This window comes from Brevundimonas sp. FV1ye28 (genome assembly GCF_058681135.1).
Genome location: NZ_CM178731.1, coordinates 1,826,932 through 1,849,051 on the forward strand (window position 1 = coordinate 1,826,932; position 22,120 = coordinate 1,849,051).

At 67.0% G+C, this 22,120-nt stretch carries 25 protein-coding genes and 1 pseudogene; 13 read left to right on the forward strand and 13 right to left on the reverse strand.

Annotated elements, in window-relative coordinates; all coding sequences use genetic code 11:
• Window positions 1-51: 51 nt before the first annotated feature.
• On the reverse strand, window positions 52-828 hold the full coding sequence (locus ACW171_RS08965) for an extensin-like domain-containing protein (RefSeq protein ID WP_492092828.1): 777 nt from the start codon (window positions 826-828) through the stop codon (window positions 52-54).
• A 149-nt stretch (window positions 829-977) separates the two neighbouring features.
• Here ACW171_RS08965 and ppk2 point away from each other — a divergent pair, with 149 nt between their 5' ends.
• Entirely contained in the window at window positions 978-1,724 is a 747-nt protein-coding gene (ppk2, locus tag ACW171_RS08970; protein ID WP_492092829.1) for a polyphosphate kinase 2, read from the forward strand.
• Here the strand turns inward: ppk2 and ACW171_RS08975 are convergent.
• On the reverse strand, window positions 1,721-2,080 hold the full coding sequence (locus ACW171_RS08975; protein ID WP_492092830.1) for a hypothetical protein: 360 nt from the start codon (window positions 2,078-2,080) through the stop codon (window positions 1,721-1,723). The two genes, ppk2 and ACW171_RS08975, sit on opposite strands and share 4 nt — an antisense overlap.
• A 114-nt stretch (window positions 2,081-2,194) precedes the next feature.
• Here ACW171_RS08975 and uvrC point away from each other — a divergent pair, with 114 nt between their 5' ends.
• Together uvrC and ACW171_RS08985 are read left to right on the forward strand one after the other, a co-directional pair.
• Window positions 2,195-4,114 carry an excinuclease ABC subunit UvrC gene (gene uvrC / locus ACW171_RS08980; protein WP_492092831.1) on the forward strand — a complete coding sequence of 640 codons (1,920 nt, stop codon included), beginning with the start codon at window positions 2,195-2,197 and terminating at the stop codon, window positions 4,112-4,114.
• 35 nt (window positions 4,115-4,149) lie between these two features.
• Window positions 4,150-4,458: a YdeI/OmpD-associated family protein gene (locus ACW171_RS08985; RefSeq protein ID WP_492092832.1), complete on the forward strand. Its 309-nt coding sequence runs from the start codon at window positions 4,150-4,152 to the stop codon at window positions 4,456-4,458.
• 4 nt (window positions 4,459-4,462) lie between these two features.
• Here the strand turns inward: ACW171_RS08985 and ACW171_RS08990 are convergent, their stop codons facing one another.
• Complete coding sequence (locus ACW171_RS08990; RefSeq protein WP_492092833.1) at window positions 4,463-4,834, reverse strand: PIN domain-containing protein; 372 nt, start codon at window positions 4,832-4,834, stop codon at window positions 4,463-4,465.
• 9 nt (window positions 4,835-4,843) lie between these two features.
• Window positions 4,844-5,080 carry an antitoxin gene (locus ACW171_RS08995; RefSeq protein WP_492092834.1) on the reverse strand — a complete coding sequence of 79 codons (237 nt, stop codon included), beginning with the start codon at window positions 5,078-5,080 and terminating at the stop codon, window positions 4,844-4,846.
• A 68-nt stretch (window positions 5,081-5,148) separates the two neighbouring features.
• Here ACW171_RS08995 and ACW171_RS09000 point away from each other — a divergent pair, with 68 nt between their 5' ends.
• The 5 genes and pseudogenes from ACW171_RS09000 to ACW171_RS09020 all read left to right on the forward strand — a co-directional run bounded on the left by ACW171_RS09000 (window position 5,149) and on the right by ACW171_RS09020 (window position 7,895).
• Window positions 5,149-5,772 carry a carbonic anhydrase gene (locus ACW171_RS09000; protein WP_492092835.1) on the forward strand — a complete coding sequence of 208 codons (624 nt, stop codon included), beginning with the start codon at window positions 5,149-5,151 and terminating at the stop codon, window positions 5,770-5,772.
• Window positions 5,773-5,799: 27 nt separating this feature from the next.
• Window positions 5,800-6,063: a type II toxin-antitoxin system ParD family antitoxin gene (locus ACW171_RS09005; protein WP_492092836.1), complete on the forward strand. Its 264-nt coding sequence runs from the start codon at window positions 5,800-5,802 to the stop codon at window positions 6,061-6,063.
• The gene (locus tag ACW171_RS09010; RefSeq protein ID WP_492092837.1) at window positions 6,060-6,365 is read left to right on the forward strand and encodes a type II toxin-antitoxin system RelE/ParE family toxin; all 306 of its coding nucleotides are present in this window, start codon (window positions 6,060-6,062) and stop codon (window positions 6,363-6,365) included. Before ACW171_RS09005 ends, ACW171_RS09010 begins: the two co-directional genes overlap by 4 nt.
• A gap of 4 nt (window positions 6,366-6,369) precedes the next feature.
• A pseudogene (gene pgsA / locus ACW171_RS09015) lies at window positions 6,370-6,996 on the forward strand (CDP-diacylglycerol--glycerol-3-phosphate 3-phosphatidyltransferase); the annotation flags it as partial.
• A gap of 161 nt (window positions 6,997-7,157) precedes the next feature.
• Window positions 7,158-7,895: an SIMPL domain-containing protein gene (locus tag ACW171_RS09020; RefSeq protein WP_492092838.1), complete on the forward strand. Its 738-nt coding sequence runs from the start codon at window positions 7,158-7,160 to the stop codon at window positions 7,893-7,895.
• Between the two features lie 15 nt (window positions 7,896-7,910).
• On the opposite strand, the gene ACW171_RS09025 is transcribed toward ACW171_RS09020, so the two are convergent.
• The 3 genes from ACW171_RS09025 to ACW171_RS09035 all read right to left on the reverse strand — a co-directional run bounded on the left by ACW171_RS09025 (window position 7,911) and on the right by ACW171_RS09035 (window position 12,636).
• Window positions 7,911-9,962: a S46 family peptidase gene (locus ACW171_RS09025; RefSeq protein WP_492092839.1), complete on the reverse strand. Its 2,052-nt coding sequence runs from the start codon at window positions 9,960-9,962 to the stop codon at window positions 7,911-7,913.
• 163 nt (window positions 9,963-10,125) lie between these two features.
• A complete protein-coding gene (locus ACW171_RS09030; protein ID WP_492092840.1) occupies window positions 10,126-10,443 on the reverse strand; it encodes a GIY-YIG nuclease family protein in 318 nt (105 codons plus the stop codon).
• A 114-nt stretch (window positions 10,444-10,557) separates the two neighbouring features.
• Window positions 10,558-12,636: a S46 family peptidase gene (locus tag ACW171_RS09035; RefSeq protein ID WP_492092841.1), complete on the reverse strand. Its 2,079-nt coding sequence runs from the start codon at window positions 12,634-12,636 to the stop codon at window positions 10,558-10,560.
• Between the two features lie 214 nt (window positions 12,637-12,850).
• Between ACW171_RS09035 and ACW171_RS09040 the strand changes: the two genes are divergently transcribed.
• From ACW171_RS09040 to ACW171_RS09050, 3 genes are read left to right on the forward strand one after another with little or no spacing between them, the layout of a single operon-like run.
• Window positions 12,851-14,023: an ABC transporter permease gene (locus ACW171_RS09040; protein ID WP_492092842.1), complete on the forward strand. Its 1,173-nt coding sequence runs from the start codon at window positions 12,851-12,853 to the stop codon at window positions 14,021-14,023.
• Window positions 14,020-14,802, forward strand: coding sequence for an ABC transporter ATP-binding protein (locus ACW171_RS09045; protein ID WP_492092843.1), 783 nt, complete (start codon window positions 14,020-14,022; stop codon window positions 14,800-14,802). Before ACW171_RS09040 ends, ACW171_RS09045 begins: the two co-directional genes overlap by 4 nt.
• A 20-nt stretch (window positions 14,803-14,822) precedes the next feature.
• Entirely contained in the window at window positions 14,823-15,845 is a 1,023-nt protein-coding gene (locus tag ACW171_RS09050) for an efflux RND transporter periplasmic adaptor subunit (protein WP_492092844.1), read from the forward strand.
• A gap of 222 nt (window positions 15,846-16,067) precedes the next feature.
• Here ACW171_RS09050 and ACW171_RS09055 read toward each other — a convergent pair whose 3' ends face one another.
• A complete protein-coding gene (locus ACW171_RS09055; protein WP_492092845.1) occupies window positions 16,068-16,220 on the reverse strand; it encodes a hypothetical protein in 153 nt (50 codons plus the stop codon).
• Window positions 16,221-16,371: 151 nt separating this feature from the next.
• Between ACW171_RS09055 and ACW171_RS09060 the strand changes: the two genes are divergently transcribed.
• Together ACW171_RS09060 and ACW171_RS09065 are read left to right on the forward strand one after the other, a co-directional pair.
• Entirely contained in the window at window positions 16,372-16,587 is a 216-nt protein-coding gene (locus tag ACW171_RS09060) for a DUF1289 domain-containing protein (RefSeq protein WP_492092846.1), read from the forward strand.
• A 92-nt stretch (window positions 16,588-16,679) separates the two neighbouring features.
• Window positions 16,680-17,213, forward strand: coding sequence for a TIGR02281 family clan AA aspartic protease (locus tag ACW171_RS09065; protein ID WP_492092847.1), 534 nt, complete (start codon window positions 16,680-16,682; stop codon window positions 17,211-17,213).
• Here ACW171_RS09065 and ACW171_RS09070 read toward each other — a convergent pair.
• From ACW171_RS09070 to dusA, 5 genes are all read right to left on the reverse strand, one after another.
• On the reverse strand, window positions 17,202-18,185 hold the full coding sequence (locus ACW171_RS09070) for a sensor histidine kinase (protein WP_492092848.1): 984 nt from the start codon (window positions 18,183-18,185) through the stop codon (window positions 17,202-17,204). The two genes, ACW171_RS09065 and ACW171_RS09070, sit on opposite strands and share 12 nt — an antisense overlap.
• A gap of 619 nt (window positions 18,186-18,804) precedes the next feature.
• The gene (locus ACW171_RS09075; protein WP_492092849.1) at window positions 18,805-19,287 is read right to left on the reverse strand and encodes a hypothetical protein; all 483 of its coding nucleotides are present in this window, start codon (window positions 19,285-19,287) and stop codon (window positions 18,805-18,807) included.
• Window positions 19,288-19,512: 225 nt separating this feature from the next.
• Entirely contained in the window at window positions 19,513-20,337 is an 825-nt protein-coding gene (locus ACW171_RS09080) for a sulfite exporter TauE/SafE family protein (protein WP_492092850.1), read from the reverse strand.
• A gap of 38 nt (window positions 20,338-20,375) precedes the next feature.
• Window positions 20,376-21,053 (reverse strand): hypothetical protein, encoded by a 678-nt coding sequence (locus ACW171_RS09085; RefSeq protein WP_492092851.1) that lies wholly within the window; start codon window positions 21,051-21,053, stop codon window positions 20,376-20,378.
• Between the two features lie 46 nt (window positions 21,054-21,099).
• The gene (gene dusA, locus ACW171_RS09090) at window positions 21,100-22,110 is read right to left on the reverse strand and encodes a tRNA dihydrouridine(20/20a) synthase DusA (RefSeq protein WP_492092852.1); all 1,011 of its coding nucleotides are present in this window, start codon (window positions 22,108-22,110) and stop codon (window positions 21,100-21,102) included.
• Window positions 22,111-22,120 lie beyond the last annotated feature (10 nt).

A 22,120-nucleotide genomic window follows, 5' to 3' on the forward strand; every position in this document is an offset into this window, starting at 1 on the left:
CTCAGGCGCAAAGCCCGGTCAACCGGAAACGATTCGTGCGTCAGGCGAGCCCTATGGACGCGGTGCGGTCACACATAACCCACGAGGGGCTCCATCGAGGTGAAGATGATCCTTGTGCGCATCATTGTAGTCGGGCGTCAGCACCGTGGAGAAGACCCGGCAGGCACCGTCGCGGATGCGTCTCAGAAACCCGGAACCCTCTGTTCCGTTTGAACCTTGTCCGTCCCAGTCGTTCAGAACCGACACCGTCCGACCGTCCGCCATGGTGACCGACGCGACGTCCAGGGCATTGGCGCGCGCATGCTCGCTGGGCCGGTCCTGAACGTCGGTCGAGCCATAGATTCGACGGCAGGAATAGGTGCCCATGTTGTTCACAGAGGCCACCCGCGACCCATAGATCGCCTCCGCCGCGGGCTGAAGAACCTGCCGATCCCAGATCACATAACGGACCGCCAACGGACATTGCATGGTCAGGCCGCCGGGCCGCAGAGGCGTCACCGCCCCGCCCGTGATCGTCACCGCCCCCTGAACCCGGCAGAACTCGCCATCATCCTTGTCCTCGGCGCGCCGGACCTCGACGCCCGCGTCCCGCAATGTCTGCATGCAGGCGTCGGTCGCGCCCTTCACCTGTTCCGGGGGGGCGGCGAACGGGACTTCGAAGTCCGCGACCTTGGCCTCGGTCGCCTGACCGACCGGATGGTCCAGGTTCAGCGGCTTCCACGGCAGGTCCTGCGGCGGCGCAAAGGCGTTCATCAGCGCGAAGGCCGCGCAGACGCCCAGCGTCAGCTCCCACATCAGGTTCCAGAAATCGGCGAAATCGCGCTTCATGCCCCACGACAATGAACGGGAGCGGTGAAGGTAACAATGCGCGCCTCCCTTTATCACCGTGCATTCCGGATCCTGGTTTATCCTCGGGCCGGGATTGCCGGGCCTGGGAGCCGGGGTGCACGGTGCGGGAAGTAACGGAGACGACACCCATGGCCAAAAAAGACAACTACGACGACGCCCTCGAGGCGCTCCAGATCGAACTGGTCGCGACCCAGGCCTGGGCGATCGAGAAAGGCGTCAAGCTGCTGGTCGTGTTCGAAGGCCGCGACACCGCAGGCAAGGACGGCGCGATCAAGCGGATCACCGAATACGCCTCCCCGCGCCAGACCCGCGTCGTCGCCCTGCCCAAACCCACCGAGCGCGAAGCCGGCCAGTGGTATTTCCAGCGCTACGTCCCGCACCTGCCGGCCGCCGGGGAGTTCGTCCTGTTCAATCGCTCCTGGTACAACCGGGCCGGCGTCGAGCCGGTCATGGGCTTCTGCACCCCCGAACAGCACGAACAGTTCCTCGACGACGCGCCCAAGTTCGAGAAGATGCTCACCGCCTCGGGCATCATCCTGATCAAGCTGTGGCTCGACATCTCAAAGGACGAACAGGCCAAACGCCTCGACGCGCGGACGACCGATCCCCTGAAACGCTTCAAGGTCTCATCCCTCGACGCCGAGGCCCAGACCCGCTGGGACGCCTACACCGCCGCCCGCGACCGCATGCTGGCCGAGACCCATTCCAGGGCCGCGCCATGGACCGTCATCTCGACCGACGACAAGAAGACCGCCCGCCTCAACATCATCCGCCACATCCTGCATCGGCTGGATCGGCCGGGAATGAGCGCCCGGAAACCGGACAAGGACGTCGTCTTCCACCCGGACCACGCCCAGGCAAGGCTCAACGATTAGTCGGGGCGGGGCGTGCTCAGATAGGGCGTCGCGGTCGATTCGTTGGCTCGGCGCGTCGCTTCGGCCGCGGTCGTCGCGGGAGCCGGAGCCGCCGGTTCGGGCGACGGGGTCCGGACCGGCTGGGCCTCGACCTCCGCCGTCTCCTCGGCCTCCGGCTCGCTGTCCTCTTCGGGTTCGTCCGCCTTGGCGGCCGGTTCGAGCTGAACCACAGGCGCGGGCGCGTCCTCGTCGATCGGCACGGCGTCGATATAGTCGAGCTCCCCGACCGGCGCGCCCGCCTCCGTCCCGGCCCCGGACTGTTGTCCGCACGCGGCCAGAAGGCCTGACAGGACGACGGCGATGACCAAACGCTGCATTGGAGTGCCCCTCGAAACCGGCAACGCAGGGCCGGTCGCGGTGAAGCTCCTCCATTCTCCGAGGCCGATCAAGCCGCTCTGACAGATCGCCGCCAGACGCCTATATTCCCCGCAATGCCCGCCGACGCCCCGCCCCTTGATTCGCCCGCCTCCGAAGAGGCGATCCCCCTCGTCGCCGCCGACCTGATCCGCGACGAGGCCCGGCGCGCGCCCGACAAGCCGGGCGTCTATCGCATGTACGGCGAGGACGGGACCTGCCTCTATGTCGGCAAGGCCAAGTCGATCAAGAAGCGCATCCTCCAGTATGCGCAGGGGCGGTTCCACACCCAGCGCATCGGCCTGATGGTGTCGCTAACCCGCTCGATGGAGCTGGTGGTCACGGCCTCCGAGACCGAGGCCCTGCTGCTCGAATCCAACTTCATCAAGAAGCTGAAGCCGCGCTTCAACGTCGTCCTGCGCGACGACAAGTCCTTCGCCGAGCTGATGATCCGTAAGGACCACCGCGCGCCTCAGGTCCGCAAGCATCGCGGTTCGCACACCACCGACGGCGAGTATTTCGGCCCCTTCGCCTCGACCTGGGCGGTGAACCGCACGCTGAACACCCTGCAGAAGGCCTTCCTGCTGCGGTCTTGCTCAGACAGCGTCTACGAGACCCGCACCCGCCCCTGCATGCTGCACCAGATCAAACGCTGCTCGGCGCCCTGCACCGGCCTGATCTCGCTCGAGGACTACGGCGACCTCGTCGAGGAGGCTTCGCTGTTCCTGCGCGGCAAGTCGCGCGCCGTCATCGGCCGCCTGTCGCAGGAGATGACCACGGCCGCCGAGGCCATGGACTTCGAACAGGCCGCCCGCGTCCGCGACCGCATCCGCGCCCTCTCGGCCATCTCGATGGAGAATTCCGTCAGCGCCGACAGCGTGGCCGAGGCCGACGTCTTCGCCCTGTTCTCCGAGGCCGGTCAGGCCTGCGTCCAGGTCTTCTTCTATCGCGGCGGCCAGAACTGGGGCGGCCGCGCCTACTTCCCCCGCGTCGACAAGTCCGACACCGACGCCGAGATTCTGTCCGCCTTCCTCGGTCAGTTCTACGAGGACAAGCCGGTCGCCCGCCTGATCCTGTCCAACATCGTGCCGTTCGAGAAGGAACTGCTGGAAGAGGCCTTCTCGATGAAGGCCAAGGAGGCGGACGGCCGCCGCGTCGTCTCGATCGAGCGGCCGATGCGGGGCGACAAGAAATCCCTCGTCGACCACGCCCACACCAACGCCCGCGAGGCGCTCGGCCGCAAGATGGCGGAGGGCTCGGCCCAGGGCAAAATCCTCGCCGAGGTGGTCGAAGCCTTCGGTCTGGAGGGCACGCCCGAGCGGATCGAGGTCTACGACAACGCCCACATTCAGGGGACGAACGCCGTCGGCGGCATGATCGTCGCCGGGCCTGAAGGCTTCCTCAAATCCCAGTACCGCAAGTTCAACATCCGCGGCGTCGACCTCACCCCGGGCGACGACTACGGCATGATGCGTGAGGTCATGCGCCGCCGCTTCTCCCGCCTGGTCAAGGATGAGGAGGAGGGCACGGAAGACGTCGTCCGCCCCGACCTCCTGCTCATCGACGGCGGCGCCGGACAGCTGGCCGAGGTCCAGGCCGTGCTGGCCGATCTCGGTCTGGACGACATCCTCGCCGTCGGCGTGGCCAAGGGGCCGGACCGCGACGCGGGGCTAGAGCGCTTCTTCGTCCCCGGCAAACCGCCCTTCATGCTGCCGCTGAAATCGCCGGCCCTCTATTACATCCAGCGCCTGCGCGACGAGGCCCACCGCTTCGCCAACGGCGCCCACCGCACCCGCCGCTCGATGGACATCAAGAAGAACCCGCTCGACGAGATCGAGGGCGTTGGGCCGGGCCGCAAGAAGGCCCTGCTCCACGCCTTCGGCTCGGCCAAGGGCGTCGGTCGCGCCGCCGTCGTCGACCTGGAGAAGGTCGACGGCATCAACCGCGCCTTGGCCGAACGGATTTACGGCTTCTTCCATCCCGAGCCCCGGCGCTAGGATAGGCCGACGGACCAAGGACCGGGAGACATCGGGTGATCGCACTGGCACAGGGGACGGTCCACCACGTCGGAGCCGATCTGGAATCCGCCCTGCGGTCTGACCCAGAGGTCCTGGCCCGGTGGCAGGGGCTGACGCCGCTGGGCCGCAACGAGTTCATCTGCTGGGTCGAAGACGCCAAACAGGCCAAGACCCGCGAACGTCGCATCGGCCGAACCCGCGAGGAACTGCTGGAGGGCAAGACCCGCCCCTGCTGCTGGGCCGGCTGCATCCACCGCACCGACAAGGCCCCGAGCCGATGGCAGCAGGCCGTGCTGATCGACGCCAAGGGGCGCAAGGGCTGACGGCCTACCACTCCACCAGATCGAGCCCCGGGATGTCGCGGAAGTCGGCGCCGTTCAGTGTGATGATCCCGACGCCCATGACGATGGCCTGGGCAGCGATCATGCGATCCAGCACCTTGCGCCGAGAATAACCGCAGGCCGCGACGATGCGGCCATAAGCGCTGGCTTCCGCCAAACCAAAGGCCCTGACCTCCAGCTGCTCGGTCAAAAACTTCAAGCCGGCCCGTCGGATTTCGGCTTCTGGTCCGATTGTTCCAGCCTCGAGTTCAACGACCGTGATGATGGACACCGCCAGTCGTTCCTCCGTTTCCGAAACACGGCGCCGAATGATCGGATCACCGTCACGCAAAGGTATGACGATGCTGGTGTCCAGCAAGAAAGCCAATCAGAGGCCCTTGCGAATGGGCGCGATGAAGTCCGGGCGTTTCTGGATCGTGGACGGTTTGGGCATGGCGTCGAGTTGCTCGATCATTTCACGGTTCGTCATCCGCTTACGGGTCATCGTAACGACGTCGCCGTTGCGTTCGATCTCAACCTCGACGCCGGGCCCAAAGGTAATCTCTTTGGGCAGCCGCACCGCGTCACTGTTGCCGCTCCGATAGGTCTTGCTGGTCACAGCCATACCCGCCTCCGTGTTGATACACGTATACACGGTTTTACGGCCCATCTCAAACGCCTAGAAGCGACGCCATGTCCGACGATTCCAACGACCCCCTGATCTCCGGCTACCGCCGTTTCCGTGCCGATCATTGGCCCGAAGCGCGTGCAGACTATGAAGCCCTGGCCGCCGGCCAGACGCCGCACACCCTGATCGTCGCCTGTTCCGACAGCCGCGCCGATCCGGCCCTGATCTTCGACGCCGCGCCGGGTCAGCTGTTCGTCGTCCGCAACGTCGCCAACCTCGTCCCCCCCTACGAGCCGGACGGTCTGCTGCACGGCGTCTCCGCTGCGCTCGAGTTCGGGGTCAAGGTGCTGAACGTGCGCCGCATCGTCGTCATGGGCCACGCCCACTGCGGCGGCGTCGCCGCCATGCGCGACGGCGCGCCCGACAGCGTCCAGGACTTCGTCGCCCCCTGGATCGCCCAGGGCACCCCCGTCGTCCGCCACGTCGCCGAGACCGTGGAGGCGGGCGAAGTCGAACAGGCCTCAGAAGAAGCCGTGGTCCGCCTGTCGCTCCGCAACCTGCGCACCTTCCCCTGGATCGCCGAACGCGAGGAAGCCGGAACCCTGGAACTGGTCGGCCTGCATTTCGGCATCGCCGAGGGCATCCTGCGCAAGCTGACCTCGGCGCCGAGGTTTGAACCGCTGGCCTGATATATCAATCCTTGATATGATGTTGGCATGGGAACCAACGTCCATTTGACTCCTGATCTGGAAAACTTCGCCCGCGAACGCGTCAGCTCCGGTGGCTACAACAACGTCAGCGAAGTGGTTCGCGAGGGCCTGCGACTGCTCCAGAACCGCGAAGAGCGCCGGCGGGCCTTCAATGCCTCGTTGATCGAAGCGGTTCGCGAGGCGGAGGAACTCGGCACCTACTCGGCTGACGAAGTGCTCGCGGAAATGGACGCCATCATCGCCGCCGCCGAAGCGAAATCGTCCGGGTGACGCCCGCGCGTCTCTCTCCGAAAGCGAGGCGCGATCTGCTGTTGGCCTCGGCATGGATCGCTGAAGACAGTCCGGCTGCAGCGCGAGATTTCCGAAACTCGGTCGATCGTTCGCTGACGCGCTTGGCCGATTACCCCGAGTCAGGCGTTGTGCGACCAGAGTTGACCGATGAGCCGGTTCGATTCATGCCGATGCGACGTTTTCCATATGTGCTCATCTACGATCCGAACCGCAATCCGCCTCTGGTCGTTCGCATCCTGCATGGCGCGCGCGACCTCGCCGAAATCCTGAGAGACATCTGACCTCATGTCCCCGACCCACCACCTCAACCCGATCCCCAACATCCTGACCGGCCTGCGCCTGGTCGCCGGGGTGGTGATGTTCCTGATCCTGGCGGGCGCGACCGGCGGTGTGCCGATCCTGTCGTCCTATCTGAGCCCGGAGGATCAGTTCGGCCTCTACCGCGCGGCCTTCTACATCTTCGTCGTCGCCGCCTCGACCGACTGGGTCGACGGCTACCTGGCGCGCCGGTGGAACGCCACCAGCCGGTGGGGCGCCATCCTCGATCCCATCGCCGACAAGATCCTCGTCACCGGCGCCATCCTCGGCGTCCTGACTTCGGGCTCCGTGCCCCAGATCGCCATCCCCTGCGGCCTCATCCTGTTCCGCGAATTCGCCGTATCGGCCCTGCGCGAGACCATCGCCGGCCGCGTGACGCTGGAAGTCACTCTGCTGGCCAAGTGGAAGACCACCGTCCAACTCGTCGCCCTCGGCTGCCAGCTGTTCGCCCGCAACTGGGACGGCTTCGGCCTCGACTTCGAGTATCTGCCCTGGTTCCAGCTCTTCGCCGACAGCCTGATCTGGTTCGCCGCCATCGCCACGGTCTGGACCGGCTGGCAGTATTTCGACACCGCCCGCCGCTCGCTGGCCGAGCCGGATGCAGCGCCGGCTCCCGCCCCGGTCAAGCGGACCGCCGCGCCGCGCACGCCCGCGACGATCCACGCCGCCCCGCCCCCGGAAGGCGAGGACCACTCGCTCGATCTGCCCTCGCCCGACGACCAACGGGGCTGACCTTCCCCTTTAGGAGTTCCGCAATGCCGATCTTCCGTCTGACCGTTCTGACGCTCGTCGCCTTTGCGTCCTCTGCCTTTGCCCAGGAGTCCGGCTTCGACGGACCGGTAATCGTGGTGGAGGGGCGCGGCACGGCCGAACGCGTCCCAGACGACTTCTTCATCTCTGGCGAACTCCGCTCCGAAGGGGCCGACCAGCTCGCCGCCCTTCGAGCCATCGCCGCCGCCCAGTCGCGCCTCAGCGAAGGTCTCGGCGACATGGACGGGCTGACCGCCGGACGGCTGCGCACCCAGAATTTCGCCGTGAACCCGATCAGCCGCGACGACTGTTCCGAGACCCGTCGCGACGAAGACGCCTGCGCAATCGGTGCCTATTCCGCCAGCATGCGGTTCACCTTCAAGGGGCGTCCGGTGGACCAGGCGGGCAACGCAGCCTCTCTCGCGTCCGAGCTCGGCGCCATCTCCGTCGGTGTGTCGGGTGTCGAGGTCGAGGACCGGGCCGCCCTGCGCGCGGAAGCTAACCGCCTCGCGGTCGCCGACGCCCGCCGACAGGCGACAACCCTGGCCGAAGCCAGCGGTCAAAGGATCACCGGGATCGTCCGCATTCAGGACCGAAACGCCCGCCTCGACGGCAACGAGTCTGGAAACGTCGAAGACATCGTCGTCACCGGCTCGCGGATCCGGCCCACTGTCGCCATCCCGTTGGCCCAGCCTCCGGTCGAGGTTCAGGCGAACGTGACGGTCGTCTTTTCGGTCGAATAGGAAAGGGCGGGGTCCTCAGCGGACCCCCAGCTCCTCCGCCAGCCGGCCCATGTCATAGACGTCACGCAGGGCCACGGTCACCGCGCCCGTGGTGACGATCACGCTGCGGTTCACATTCCGATCGTAGCCATAGGCGTTGCGCTGGGTCAGCACGGTCGAGTCGAAGTTCGCCCCCAGGATTTCGCCCGCCGCATTGACCACCGGCGATCCTGACGAGCCGCCGATCGTGTCCGACGACAGCGTCATGTTCAGCACCGTGTCGGCGTCGATCCGGTCGCGCGCGGCCAACAGCTTCGGCGCCACGTCGAACGGCGCGGCGCCCGTCGCCCTGTCCCACAGACCGCCGAAGGTCGTGAACGGCCCCCAGCGCTGGCCGGGCACGTCCGAGCCTTCGATCTTGCCGTAGGTCAGGCGCAGCGTCCCGGTCGCATCCGGATAGACGCTGTCGCCATAGGCGGCGAACCGCGCGGCAGCCAGGCGTTCGGCGGCCTGGTCGGTCGGCGCCTGCACCTGCGTTTCCCACGCATCCCGGATCGCGCGGGTCTCGTCCTGGATCGACAGCAGGTACTGGATCATCGGATCGTCCGAGGCCTCGATGGCCGCCAGCCCGCCTTCCCACAGGGCCCGCCGCACGGCCGGATCGGCCAGTTTCGTGCCCTCGACCAGACGCGCCGACAGCTGTTCCGGGCTCTCGCGCCCCAACAGGCCGCGCACGGCCGCATTGTCGACGGTCAGCCATTCGCGGGTCTTGGACAGCCACCATTCCATCCGCACCTGTTCCAGCGCCGGATAGGTCGGCCGCTCGGCGAACAGGGACGACTGCACGCCCGACAGGCGCGCATCGCCGAACTCCGGCAGACGCTCGGCCGAGGGCTTGGCCCGCTCCTGCGCGCCCCGCACCAGGGTCCGCGCCCACGCGAACAGCTGCGATCCGCCCGCCACCGGCGTCGTCCCCATGCCCGTCCCGCCTTCCAGCAGGGCCATGGCCGGATACAGTTCGCGCGCGATCGGCTGGATGGCGGTCAGGTCGTCAAAGATACGGTTGTCGGCCTTCTGCCGGAAGTCGAGCTCGGCCATGGTGCGCGCCGTCATGAAGCCCGGATCGGTCAGTGCCCGCATCCGGCCCAGACCGCGCTTGTAGGTGTTTTCCAGCCCCACGATCGGGTCCATGGCGATGAAGGCGTTCTCCTCGCTCTCCTCCGAGAACCGGATCAGCCGCCCGCGCAGCTCCGACGCGATCAACTGATCCATCGGCAGGACCACGTCGCGCACCGTAAACAGCTGGTCCTGGGTCAACAGGCGCTGGGTCGCACCGGGGCTGCCGGTCACGAAGACGGGCGTCCCCTCGACCGGCGTGTCGGCGTTCCACACGAAGTGGGTCGCGGTCACCGCCGGCGCGTCGTTCTCGTACAGCCGGATGAAGGCCGCATCGATGGCGAAACGCGGGAAGCTGAAATTGTCCAGGTCCCCGCCGAAGGTCGCCGCCCGATCCTCCGGCGCGAAGGCCAGCCGGACGTCGGTGTATTTCTTGTAAATATAGAGCTTGAACTGACCGCCCCGATACAGGGTCACCACCTGGCACCGCTTGTCGGTCGCGTCCCCGCAGGCCTCCTGTTCGATCCGCCCGATCTCGGCGTCGCGCGCCCGGTTGAAGGCCTGACCCGTCAGGCCCGCACCCGCCGCCCGCACCCGCTCCGTCACATCGGAAATATCGGTCAACACCTCGGCAGTCCCGCCGGGGCATTTCAGCTCGTCCTCGCGATTGCGCGGCGTGAACCCGGTCTCGGCGTAGTTCACCGCCTGGGTCGACAGGTTGGCCACGCAGGTCGCCACGCAGTGGTTGTTGGTCATGACCAGGCCTTCGCCCGACACGATCCCGGCCGAGCATCCCCCGAACTTCACCGACGACAGCCGCACCCGATCCAGCCACGCCTGATCGATGTTGGTCCCCAGCGTCTGGTTCGCCCGCGCGATCGGGAAGTTGTCGAACGTCCACATCCCTTCCTCGGCCCGCGCCGTCGAGGCGAGCGAGAGGGCGATGACGGAGGCGGTGAGGAACAGACGCATGGGGGGACTCCAGAAGTTCGGCGACAAGGGAAAGGAGCAGCGCCGTCAGGTCAAGCGCATGGGCCTCTTGTCATCCCAGACGCAGCGAACTTGTCATCCCGGACGCAGCGAAGCGGAGATCCGGGACGGGACACTCAGTTTCCCTCACCGCCCGGACAGCCCCTCAGGGCTGATCCGGGCGCCGTCCGGCGACAAAGGCCCCGTAGAGATCGAGCCACCTCGGATTGTCCGTCTCGACGAGCGCAAACTTCCAAGGCCGCTTCCAGCGCTTCAGCCGCTTCTCTCGCAGGATGGCCTGATCCACATATTGATGCCGCTCGTACCAGACCAACTGGTCGATACCCCGCTCGCGGGTATAGCCGTCGAAACAGCCGCTCTTGTGCTCGTCGACGCGACGGACAAGATCATTGGTCATCCCGACATAGAGCCAGCCGCACGGGCCGTCGGCCAGAATATAGACCCAGTACTCGTGCGTGTGCATGGCAGGCTCCCGGACAATCGCTGCGCGATTTCCGGGAGATCGTCAACGCCGGGTCGAGCGTCCCGGCCCTTCGCTGCGCTTCGGCCGGGATGACAAAAGAAGTACGGTGACCTCCTACTCCACGCCCAGTTCTTCCAGCAGGCGCGGCTGGCGGTACACACTCCGCAGGCTTTCCGTGATCGCGGCCGTCGACACGCTGACCGTCCGGTTCAGTTCGCCGTTGTAGCCATAGGCGCCGCCCAGCGAGTGGATATTGCCGTCGAAGGCCGCACCGATCACTTCGCCACGCGCGTTGATCACGGGCGAGCCGGAGTTGCCGCCGATGATGTCGTTGGTCGAGGCGAAGTTGTAGACGACGTCCTTGTTCACATCGGCCTCGCGCGCCGCGAACTGGTCCGCCAGAACGAAGGGATCCGACCCCGTGGCGCGGTCATACAGGCCGCCCATGCGCGTGAAGGCCGGAACCTCGGTTCCGCGATAGGTCCAACCCTGGACCGACCCGTAGGACAGACGCAGGCTGAAGGTCGCATCCGGATACTGGTTGTCGCCGAAGGCCGCGAACCGGGCCTGAGCCACCTTCTCCGCCGCGCGGGCGGTCGGACCGGACACGGTCGCCTCCCACTGGGCGCGCAGGGCCTGGGCCGCATCGTCGTTCTTCAGGACCAGGTCGATCATCGGATCGCCCGCCGCCGCCAGCTGTTCCGGCGTCATGGCGAACAGCTCGGCCCGACGCGCCGGATCGGCCAGCCCCGTGCCCTCGACCAGCCGTTCGGCCAGGGCTTCTGGGCTCTCGCGACCCAGCAGGCGCTGAACGTCCGCATTGTCGACCGTCAGATACTCGCGGGTCTTCGACAGCCAGAAGGTCAGGTAGATTTCTTCCAGGTCGCCCTCAATGGGGGCCGTGGCGGCCAGACGGCGGCCCAGGCCGGCCAGGTCGGCGTCGGCATAGCCCGCGCGCCGATCGGCCGCCGGCTTGGCCCGCTCCTTGGACGCCCGCACGATGGCGCGCGCATAGGCATACAGCGACGACCGCTGGCCCGCCGCCGCCTCCAGCTGACGATAGGGCACGAACAGTTCGGACGCCTGGCCCTCGATCCGCTCCAGATCGCCCCACGGATCGCCGATGCGTTCGGCCAGGGCCGGGTCGGCGGCGACGCGGGCGCGCAGATCGGCCTCCTGCTGGCGCTTCGTGGCCATGAAGGTCGGATCCAGCAGCGCCTGCTCCTGACCATAGTTGGCCTTGAAGACGTTCTCGACGCTGGCGATCGGATCGACCGAGATCCGCTCCGCTTCTTCGCCGGTGAAGGAATACTGCAGCAGCCGGCCGCGCAGTTCGGAGTTCTGCAGCAGGCCCAGCGGCATGGTCTGATCGCGGATCCGCTCCAGCTGCGACATGGTCAGCAGCCGCGAGGTCGAACCCGGATTGCCGGCCACGAACACCGGCTCGCCCGCCGTCGGGGCTTCGGCGTTCCACACCAGGTGGTTCGGCGTCTCCACCGGCTTGCCGTCCTCGTAGATGCGCAGCAGGCCGAAATCGAGCGCGTAGCGGGGGAAGTTGAAGTTGTCGGGATCGCCGCCGAAGGCCGCGGCCTGGAACTCCGGCGCGAAGGCCAGACGGACGTCCTCGTACTTGCGGAACTTGTACAGGGCATAGCGGCCGCCGCGATAGAAGCTGATCACCTGGCAGGTCAGCTTGACGTCGTCGCCGCAGGATTCCTGCTGGATCGCCTGCTGGGCGGCGCCGCGCGCCTGGACGAAGGCCGAGCCTTCAAGTCCGATCCCGGCTCCCAGCACCCGGTCGGTCACGTCGGTGATCTCGGTCAGTATCTCTGCGGTCTGGCCGGGGCACTGGCGCTCTTCCTCACGCGTGCCGGGCATCCAGCCGTTCTTCACATAGTCGTTCTGGGCGTCCGACAGATCGGCCACGCAGCCGACGACGCAGTGGTGGTTGGTCAGGACCAGGCCTTCCCCCGACACCAGCGACGCCGAGCAACCGCTGATACGCACGGCGGCGCTGCGCACCCGGTCCAGCCAGGCCTGATCGATCTGGATGCCGTAGAGGCTGTTCACCGTCTGGATCGGGAAGTTGTCGAAGGTCCACATCCCCTCCTCGGCCTTGGCCGGACCGGAGGGCATGGCGGCGCAGGCGAGGGCCAGCACGGAGGCGGCGGCGACGAGGGACCGTGACGACATGAAGAGGTTCTCCTGATCCGGATATTCTGTCCGGGGCTGTCTTGTGACGAGCGCTGCGTTTGCGGCGCGCGTTTGCGCGGCATTTCCACGCCCTGCGCCGCTCCCCGTCAAGCGCGGATATCGGGACCGGCGTTTCGCCTTACCCCGATTTAACTTGGAGCGAGCCCGACCGCAGGTCACATAACGTCGCAAGTCAGGGACGAAAAAGACACAAATGTCGCTCGCGCTTTCCACGCTGCTCTTCGAGTGGCGCCGCTACATGGCCGCCGTCATGGCCCTGGCCCTGTCCGGCCTGCTCGTCCTGTCCATGACCGGTGTCTTCATCGGCATCGGCAAGGGTTTCACCGCGACCATCGAACGCTCCTCGGCCGACGTCATCGTCATGCAGCCGGGCGCCAAGTCGCTGATCGGCGGCCCTTCGGGCGTGCCGCGCCGCTTCATCCCCCTGGTCTACAACAACCCTCAGGTCGTCGAGGTCCAGCCGCTGGACGGCGCCGGCGGCTCCTTCCAGTCGATCAAGGACGTCGATCCGACGATGTCCCAGGCCGAGCGCGCCAAGATGGGTGCCCCGCGCCAGCAGTTCGTCCAGGCCTCGATCATCGACACCACGCCCGGCTCCGTGACGATCCCGACCGACTATTCCCAGGAACTGGTCGATGCCCTGCGCCAGCCCTACACCGTCGCCATCGACGAGACCGCCGTCACCAAGCTGGGCGTCAAGCTCGGCGATCGCGCCCTCTACAACGGCCAGACGGTCACCGTCGTCGGCATCACCCGCGGCTATCCCAACATGATGCAGTCCACCGTCATCATGTCGCGCGACACCCTGCGCATGGTGGGCCAGGCCGATACCGGCCCGCGCGTCGGCCCCCTGATGGTCAAGCTGCGCGACCCCACCCAGGCCCAGCGCGTCGCCGCCGAGCTGAACGTCCAGGGCGATGGTCAGTGGAAGGCCTGGACGCGTCAGGAACTGGCCGACGCCAACGCCGGCGCCATGTTCGAGGAAGGCATCCTGGTCATCATCATCGGCGGCTGCGTCGTCCTGGGCACCATCATCGGCGTGGCCATCACCTGGCAGACCCTGCGCGGCGCCATCATGGCCAACATCAAGGAGTTCGCCTCCCTGCGGGCGCTGGGCGTCGGCATGGGTTCGCTGAACCGCATCGTCATGGAGCTCAGCTTCTGGGTCGGCTGCGTCGGCGTCATCGCCGCGATCCTGCTGACCATGGGCTTGCAGGCCCTGGCCCTGGCCGGCGCCGTCATCATCGCCCTGCCGCCCGTGCTGCTTCTGGTCGTCGGCGGCGGTCTGATCATCATCGCCATGGTCTCGGGCGCCCTGTCGCTCGGCATCCTCAAGAACAGCCAACCGGCGGACCTTCTGCGATGATCGACTTCACCCAGGACACCGCCCCCTCCCACACCAAGGTCCACGGCAAGCATGGCGATTTCGCCATCGAGGCCAAGGGTCTGGTCAAGCGCTTCAAGTCCGGCAAGTCCTTCGTTCAGGTGCTGAAGGGCGTGGACTTCGACGCCCGCCACGGCGACCTGACCATGGTCATGGGCCCCTCGGGCTCCGGCAAGTCTACCCTGATCGCGGCCCTGTCCGGCCTGCTGCGTCCCGAAGAAGGCCGCGTCGACGCCCTCGACGTCGACGACCTGTGGAAGCTGTCGCTCGGCAAGATCGACAAGTTCCGCCTCGACCACTGCGGCTTCATCTTCCAGGGCTTCAACCTCTTCCCCGCCCTGACCGCCCTGCAGCAGGTCGAGATCGTGCTCAAGTTCCAGGGCCTGTCGCCCGACAAGGCGAAGAAACGCGCCACCGAGGCCCTGACCGAAGTGGGTCTGGCCCACCGCCTGCATCAGCGCCCCGCCATCCTGTCGGGCGGCGAGAAGCAGCGCGTCGCCATCGCCCGCGCCCTGGCCAAGGATCCCAAGATCCTGTTCGCCGACGAACCGACCTCCGCCCTCGACGGCGAGAACGGCCAGGTCGTCATCCGTCTGCTGCGTCGCGCCGCGACCGAACACGGCGCGGCCGTCATCTGCGTCACCCACGACCCGCGCCTTGAGGCCTGGGCCGACCGGGTCATCAAGATCGAGGACGGCGTCATCGTCTCCGACGAGCGCCACACGCCCAATCCCGACGCGACCCTCGCGTCCCACCACTAAGCCTGCCCGAGGACTTCTCCATGCCCGCCTTCCTGAAGAACAAATGGCTCTGGATCGGCATCGTGCTGATCATCCTGATCGTGGTGGGCTTCACCTTCGTTCAGCAGGGCAATGCCGCCAAGAAGGCCGAGGCCGAGAAGGCCGAAGCCAACAAGGTCGAAAGCCCCTACGCCGCCATCGCCAACGGCAAGATCGACATCGAGGGCGGCATCATCCAGATCGCGGCCCGTCGCGGCGGCATCGTCCGCGAAGTCCTGGTCCAGGAAGGCGATCAGGTCGTCGCCGGCCAGATCCTGGCCCGTCAGGAGGACGACGAATCCCGTCTGGCGCTCCAGACCGCCAACGCCGACCTGGCCTCCGCCCAGAGCCAGCTCAACCTGATCCAGGTCGATATCCGCACCGCTCAGCGCGAGTTCGATCGCCTGCAGAGCCTGGTGGCCACCAACTTCGTCGCCGCCCAGCGCCTCGACCAGGCCCGCGATTCCATCGCCCAGGCCCAGGCCCGCCTCGGCTCGCAGCAGGCCGCCGTTCAGACCGCCCGCGCCCGTCGCGATCAGGCCGCCTACAATGTCGAACTGACCGTGATCCGCTCGCCCGCCGACGGCCGCATCGTCCGCCGCTACGCCAACCCCGGCGCCGGCGCCTCGACCCTGAACGTCTCCAACATGTTCGATCTGGAGCCCAACGCGCCCCGCATCGCCCGCGCCGAGATCGTCGAATCCGACATCCCCAACATCACCTCGGGCCAGGCCGTCGAGGTCACGCCCGAGGGCGACCCGTCCAAGGTCTATATCGGCACCGTCCTTCGCCGCGCCGCCGTCTTCGGCGCCCGCAAGCTGGCCTCTGACGACCCCTCGCAACGCTCCGACGAGCGCGTCGTGGAAGTGGTCGTCACCGTCGGCGACGCGCCTCTTCTGATCGGTCAGCGCGTCCTGGTGAAGTTCATGAAGCCCGGCCAGACCGCCGGCGCCGCCCGCACCCCCACCACCGGCGTCCCCGCGACCCGCTCGATGCAGACGCCGGAGACGAGGGCGGCGAGTTGACGACAAAAGACCCTCTCCCGGCGGGAGAGGGCTTGAGCGCCTGAGAGGCGCAGCCGATCAGAGTTGCGCGAAAGGGTGAGGGGTTGTCCTGTCAGTCGGCGTGAGCCGCCATTCAGTCACGGCTTCGCCGACTTCGACGTCTGCCCCTCACCCTTTCGGCTAAGAACGCATCGCTTCGCTCTGCGAGCCTCAAACCTTCTCCCGCCGGGAGAGGGGATGATTTCAGTCTTTCTTCGCGTACCGGAACGGCACGAAGTTGGACGGGTGGCTGACCACCCGCTCGCTTTGGCGAGGCGGTCGGTTGCCCACCAGCATCCCGCCCCACAGGGCGAAGGACATCATGGCGTGCTGGAGGTTCTTGTCCTTGTCGTTCATCCTGGCGTCTCCTTTCGCTGAACGATGAAAAGAGACGCGTCGTGCTCGCAGGGGTTTTCACCCTCTCAGTCGTTTCGCGTCGTCTTCAATGTGTCACACTGAGCGCGAGATGCAAGTTTTTTAGTCCGGCTTCGGAGTAGTTTTCGCAATGATGTCGTCCGCTGTAGCACCGCCGCCACGCTCCATCGCCACCCCATGCGTGCAGGTCTGCATCGTCGATGGCCCGTCCGGCCTGTGCCTGGGCTGCTACCGCACGCTCCAGGAGATCGGCGGCTGGTCCCGCCTGACCGACGCACAACGCGCTGAAATCATGGCGGAACTCCCCGCCCGCGAGACCAAGATCGACCCGGCCAAGCTGGGCCGCTGACCCCTTAACCCTTCGTCAGCCACGTCGCTTCACCGCATCCCAACACAGCTCATCCACTGTGAGACCTGCCGCAGAAGCGGTCAGTCGCGAAGGTGTCTGCGTTGCGTATCGATATTCAGTCCGCGATCGTCATGACCGTCGCGACCGCCTCCTCGCTCAGCGTCGCCTGGTGGCTGACCCACCAGGAACCCCGCACGGCCGAGGCCGCGGTGATGATCGCGCCCGCCTATGCGCCCGCCCTGCCCCGCGCCGTTCCCGGACAACCGGCCCAGATCGCCCGCGCCGCCGACGGACACTACTGGGCCGAGGCCGACATCGACGGCCGCGCCATCCGCGTTCTGGTCGACACCGGCGCCAGCGTCGTCGCCCTGACCCGCGAAGACGCCCTGCGCCTGGGCCTTCGCCTGACCCCCGCCGACTTCACCCAGACGGTCGAGACCGCCTCCGGCCCGGTCAAGGCCGCCGCCGTCGAGCTTGACCACGTCGCCGTCGCCGGCGCCCGCGTCGACAGCGTCAGCGCGCTGGTCGTCGAAAAGGGCCTGCCCCATTCCCTCCTCGGCATGAGCTACCTCGGCCGCCTCTCCGCCTTCGAAGCCCGCCCGACGGGTCTGACGCTACGGCCGTAAAGCGCGGCTTGGCCAGCACAGCTGGGCCTGGGTGCCAGGGTCTGCCGACCGAAGCGACCATGTTCCGCCCAGCTGTCGCGCGAGCGCCGTAATGATCTTGAGCCCCAGGCTGGCGGGTTCGGCGGGCGCCTTTTCGGAAACGCCCACGCCATCGTCCGCGATGACCAGGGTTCGGACGACACCGTCGTCGCACAGCTCGATGGCGATCTGGCCGGGACGGTCCGGGAAGGCGTGCTCCAATGCGTTGTTCACGCATTCCAGCATGATCAGAACGACCGGCGTGGCTTCCTCGGCCGACAGCGCCACCTCGCCGCTGGAGATGGAGACCACGACATCGTCTCGCGCGGCCGCCTCAAGCGCGTCATCGACGATGGAGCGCGCCAGGGCCTCGAACGCGGTGGCCTGCTGCTCGGCGTCCGCCAGGCTTCTTTGAATGCGGGCGACCAGGCCGGTGCGGGCGGAGGCATCCGCAAGGGCCTTGCGAGCGCCCGGATCGACGGCGGCTCGCGCTTCCAGGCTCAACAGCGCGCTCACCACCTGGATGTTGTTGGACACCCGGTGCTGCACTTCACGCATCAGGATGTCGCGGCTTTCCGCAAGGGCGGCATTGCGCTCGACCTCGCGGGCCAGCCGGCGCGACGCGCCGTCCATGCCGACGATGAAGAAGATGTCGACCGCCGCGACGAAGATGTAGAACCCCAGGGCGACCAGGGTGGCGGCAGCGAGATCGAAGCCCGGCGGGCCGATCCAGAACCACCAGGCGGCCAGGCCGGACAGGGTCGCGGTCAGGATGGCGGGACGCAGACCGGCATAATAGGCCACCAGCACAACGGCCGGGAAGAATGTCAGATAGGGAAAGCCCGGCGGAAACCAGTGGCCCAGGCCATAGCGCACGGCGAAGGCGGCGCCCCATGCGACCAGGGCCAGCAGGTAGCCGCGCCACGCGACGCGTCGGAAGAAATCCTGATCCATGCGATCCCCGGCAAGCGCGCGAAACGCGTCTGCTCGCTCCAACTATCGAAGCGGCTGCGGAGGAAGTCCAGTCGAGAGTCCACAGTGATCGATGCCCGACGCTGGACGGGGCGGAGGACGGGTGTCCGCAACGGATCGAACAACGACATCAACGTCAGGGCGAAAACCAGCCATCGACCGCTAGGCCCCAAAGCAGACCTTTCGAACCGCCGCAATGGGTGGGAAGCGGACCTCCCGTCAGCCCCATCCCCCGTCCAACTCGGCGATGGCTCCGACCCCGAAACCTGCTCCCACTAAGGCAATGAACATCCCTGCCGAAATCAGGGACCACTTAATGTGTTGGCGTTCAGGCTTGCGCTTCCGCGCCAGTGCCCACCAGACCGGTAGGAAATGGGCTGCGCCCACGAACCATGTGACTATCGCTGCGATCCAGATCGCAATGAATGCGTATTCCATGGCTTGAGCGACGGGGGTCATCACCTGTTGTCGGCCATCTCCCTAACGGCTGCAACGGGTCGTTTTGCGATGTAGTCATCCGACCCGAAGCCGGACCTCGGCCTACCGGGCCCTGGCCCGGACGCCTCCAACTTCCGCTATGGGTGGAAAGCGGACATTGGCTTCATGGCCAAGCAGCCTTTGTGGATGGCTCATCCTCTTCGACTTCTTCGCTAAACCGGCCTCGCCTGAGCATCTCGTCCAGCGCAGCCCGCGCGAGTGGCATGATCCGGTCAGGCCAACCAGTAGCTATGAGGTTGGCATTCGACACCCTTTTCGGCATGTCGTGATATGCCTCGTCCAAAGCAGTTTTTACTTTAAAGATGAGAGAGGCTTCATCCGGTGTCAGCGCGCTGTTTGGCGGAACGCCATCGCCAGTGTTGGGCACCCAGTCATAGAAGGCTTGGAAGAATTCTCCTGCCCCTATCTGGCGAACATTCTCGTCGCCTTCTGCCAGCCCGAGCAGTTCTTCCATGATCCTGTTTCGGATGCGTTGGTCTATGATCCGACGTGAAGGGGTCGCTTCCATGAGGTCATTTGGCATCGCAGTTTCAATGTCTGCAATGGGTCGACATCCGTCGTAGCCTGCCAAGAAGAAAGCGGACACTCGATCTCTCTCAGGGTCGCCGAGGGATCGTCGGCGGTCATTGGCTCCACGCCGGAAAGCGGCCCCCGCGCCCCCCGGTCAGGCAAAGGCTTTGACTGCACAATTCCTGCAGTTTTTGTGCAGCAATCGCATAGCCGCCATCACCGAACTCACCGAGTTCTGCAGTCATGGCCTAGCCGACATCACCACGAACTCACCGGTCGGGCGGTAAACTGCAATCCGCGGCTAGAACGCCTTCACCATCACGGAGATCGCGGTCACCAGCATGTAGATCGCGAACACCCGGCGCAGCATCCTCTTGTCCAGCCGGTGTGCCAGTCGCGCGCCATAGGGCGCGACCAGGGTCGTCAGCAGCCCCATCGCAATGGCGGCGGGCACATTGACGTATCCCAGGCTCAGCGGCGGCCGCCCTTCCGCCCCCCAGCCGAACGCCACGAACCCCAGGGTCGCCGCCGATCCGATGGCCAGTCCGAACCCCGACGCGGTCGCCACCGCCTGATGGATCGGCCGCCCGCACAGAGTCATCACCATACCGCCAAGACTGCCGCCGCCGATCCCCATCATGGCCGACAGCAGCCCGACCACGCCGCCGACCCCGCGCCGCCACCATCCGGTCGGCATCTCGCGCCTCAGGGTCACATGCTCGGGCAGCAGCCCCAGTTGCGCCGCCACCAGGATCAGACAGGCGCCATAGACGATGGCGAGCCCCTCCATCGACGTGAACCCCGCGATCGCCGCCCCGATCAGCGCCCCGCCCGCCACCCAGGGCGTCCAGGTCTTGAGGACCTCCTCGTCCACCGCCCCGTGCTTGCGATGCGCCCCCAGCGACCGCCAGCTGGTCGCGACGATGGTCAGAAGGGAGGTGCCGATGGCGACGTGCAGGTTGCCTTCCCCGCCCAGCCCCAGCACTGAAAACGCATAGAAAAGCGCGGGCACCAGCACCGTCCCGCCGCCGACCCCGAACAGGCCGGCGATCAGTCCGCCCGCCAGCCCCGCCGCGAGCACAGCGGCGGCCAGCAGGGCCAGTTCATTCATTGAGAGCGCGGACACAGGCGGGGTCTAGCCCACGCCGCCCCGCTTGTCCGCCTCTAGAAGCGCGCCGTGACGCCCAGTTGCACCACGGGGAAGAAGGCCTTGTCCTCGGCCTCCTCCTGGATGTCGCGGGCTTCCTGTTCCAGCCGCGCGCGGAAGGCCGGATCGTTCGACAGGGTCCCGCCCGAGGCCGACAGCCCGACCTCCGGCGTCTGGCTCCAGGCCACGCCGACGATGCCCCGGAAGCCCCACCGCCCTTCGCGATAGAAGCTGTCGTCATAGCCCACGCCCACGAAAGGCGCGGTGTCCGACAGCTTGATCCGACCGCTCAGCGTCCCGACCTGCTCCGGCGTGAACGTCGCCCCGCCGATCTCGACCGGCGCGTTCGGCCGCCCGTTGAGATTGATCGTCCGGTCCCCCACATAGGCTCCGCCGGAGATGAGCCAGCCATTCAGGAACGGATGCAGATCGACGAACCCCGACACCGTGTCGAAGTCGAACCGACCCGAATAGTCCACGTCCCCGTAAGACTCGTCGAAATCGTACCCCAGCGAATCCACCCCGCCCCGCACTACAAACACTGGACCCAGCGAAAGCTGCACTTCGGCGCCCACCCCCGTCGTCCCGGCGTTCAGGGCGGCCGTGATGGGCGAGCGCGGGTGCCGGCTCTGCGCCTCCGCGACGCCCGCCGTGCAGGCCAGGAAGGACAGGGCGATCAGGGCTGTGCGGGTCATGCCGCCAGCCTTGTACCGGCTACGCTTAACGGAGCGTTGACCCTGTTCAGGCGGCTTCGCGCCGCGCCTCGGCCTCGCGGACGGCATCCACGGCCCGGTCCACCACCTCCAGGCCCGCGCCCGGCCGGATCGCCTCGACCGTCAGGATGCGACGGAAGGCCCGAGCCCCCGGCCGCCCATGCATCAGCCCCAGCATGTGCCGCGTCATGGCATGCAGGCCCCAGCCCTCCTCCAGCCGCGCCGCCAGGTAGGGCTTGTACCGCTCGACCGCCTCGAACGGGTCCACGTCGGCCGTTCCCGCCCCGAACACCCGCCGGTCGACCTGCCCCAGCAGCGCCGGCTCATGATAGGCCGCCCGCCCCAGCATGACGCCGTCCAGTTGCACACCATCCGACGCATCCAGATGCGCCTCCGCCTCGTCCAGCGAGGCGATGCCCCCGTTGATGCAGACGGTCAGCTCCGGCCGCTCCCGCTTCAGCCGCCGCACCAGGGCATAGTCGAGCGGCGGCACGTCCCGGTTCTCCTTGGGCGACAGGCCCTTCAGCCAGGCCTTGCGCGCATGGACGATGAAGGTGGTGACCCCCACGGCCGCAGAGGCGTCCACCGTGGCGAACAGGCTGACGGCCGGCTCCTGGTCGTCCACCCCGATCCGACACTTGACCGTCGCCGGCACGTCCACCGCCTCCCGGATGGCGGCCATGCATTCGGCCACCAGCTCCGGCTCCCGCATCAGACAGGCCCCGAACTGTCCCGACTGCACCCGGTCCGACGGGCAGCCGACGTTCAGATTGACCTCATCATACCCCATGGCCGCCCCGATCCGCGCCGCCTCCGCCAGCTGCACCGGATCGGACCCACCGAGCTGCAAGGCCACCGGATGCTCGACCGCATCGAAGCCCAGCAGCCGCTCGCGGTCGCCGTGGATCACGGCCGGCGCCGTGACCATCTCGGTATAGAGCAGGGCCCTCGTCGACAGGGCGCGGTGAAACGCCCGGCAATGCCGGTCGGTCCAGTCCATCATGGGCGCGACGGACAGTCTGTGGGCGGGATGGGTCATCGTCGGCGAC

Excerpts from the sequence above, each read along its gene's own strand:
- ACW171_RS08965 (WP_492092828.1), bottom strand. The coding sequence starts at position 828 with ATGAAGCGCGATTTCGCCGATTTCTGGAACCTGATGTGGGAGCTGACG.
- ppk2 (WP_492092829.1), top strand. The coding sequence starts at position 978 with ATGGCCAAAAAAGACAACTACGACGACGCCCTCGAGGCGCTCCAGATC.
- ACW171_RS08975 (WP_492092830.1), bottom strand. The coding sequence starts at position 2,080 with ATGCAGCGTTTGGTCATCGCCGTCGTCCTGTCAGGCCTTCTGGCCGCG.
- uvrC (WP_492092831.1), top strand. The coding sequence starts at position 2,195 with ATGCCCGCCGACGCCCCGCCCCTTGATTCGCCCGCCTCCGAAGAGGCG.
- ACW171_RS08995 (WP_492092834.1), bottom strand. The coding sequence starts at position 5,080 with ATGGCTGTGACCAGCAAGACCTATCGGAGCGGCAACAGTGACGCGGTG.
- ACW171_RS09000 (WP_492092835.1), top strand. The coding sequence starts at position 5,149 with ATGTCCGACGATTCCAACGACCCCCTGATCTCCGGCTACCGCCGTTTC.
- ACW171_RS09005 (WP_492092836.1), top strand. The coding sequence starts at position 5,800 with ATGGGAACCAACGTCCATTTGACTCCTGATCTGGAAAACTTCGCCCGC.
- ACW171_RS09020 (WP_492092838.1), top strand. The coding sequence starts at position 7,158 with ATGCCGATCTTCCGTCTGACCGTTCTGACGCTCGTCGCCTTTGCGTCC.
- ACW171_RS09025 (WP_492092839.1), bottom strand. The coding sequence starts at position 9,962 with ATGCGTCTGTTCCTCACCGCCTCCGTCATCGCCCTCTCGCTCGCCTCG.
- ACW171_RS09030 (WP_492092840.1), bottom strand. The coding sequence starts at position 10,443 with ATGCACACGCACGAGTACTGGGTCTATATTCTGGCCGACGGCCCGTGC.
- ACW171_RS09035 (WP_492092841.1), bottom strand. The coding sequence starts at position 12,636 with ATGTCGTCACGGTCCCTCGTCGCCGCCGCCTCCGTGCTGGCCCTCGCC.
- ACW171_RS09040 (WP_492092842.1), top strand. The coding sequence starts at position 12,851 with ATGTCGCTCGCGCTTTCCACGCTGCTCTTCGAGTGGCGCCGCTACATG.
- ACW171_RS09045 (WP_492092843.1), top strand. The coding sequence starts at position 14,020 with ATGATCGACTTCACCCAGGACACCGCCCCCTCCCACACCAAGGTCCAC.
- ACW171_RS09050 (WP_492092844.1), top strand. The coding sequence starts at position 14,823 with ATGCCCGCCTTCCTGAAGAACAAATGGCTCTGGATCGGCATCGTGCTG.
- ACW171_RS09055 (WP_492092845.1), bottom strand. The coding sequence starts at position 16,220 with ATGAACGACAAGGACAAGAACCTCCAGCACGCCATGATGTCCTTCGCC.
- ACW171_RS09060 (WP_492092846.1), top strand. The coding sequence starts at position 16,372 with ATGTCGTCCGCTGTAGCACCGCCGCCACGCTCCATCGCCACCCCATGC.
- ACW171_RS09070 (WP_492092848.1), bottom strand. The coding sequence starts at position 18,185 with ATGGATCAGGATTTCTTCCGACGCGTCGCGTGGCGCGGCTACCTGCTG.
- ACW171_RS09085 (WP_492092851.1), bottom strand. The coding sequence starts at position 21,053 with ATGACCCGCACAGCCCTGATCGCCCTGTCCTTCCTGGCCTGCACGGCG.
- dusA (WP_492092852.1), bottom strand. The coding sequence starts at position 22,110 with ATGACCCATCCCGCCCACAGACTGTCCGTCGCGCCCATGATGGACTGG.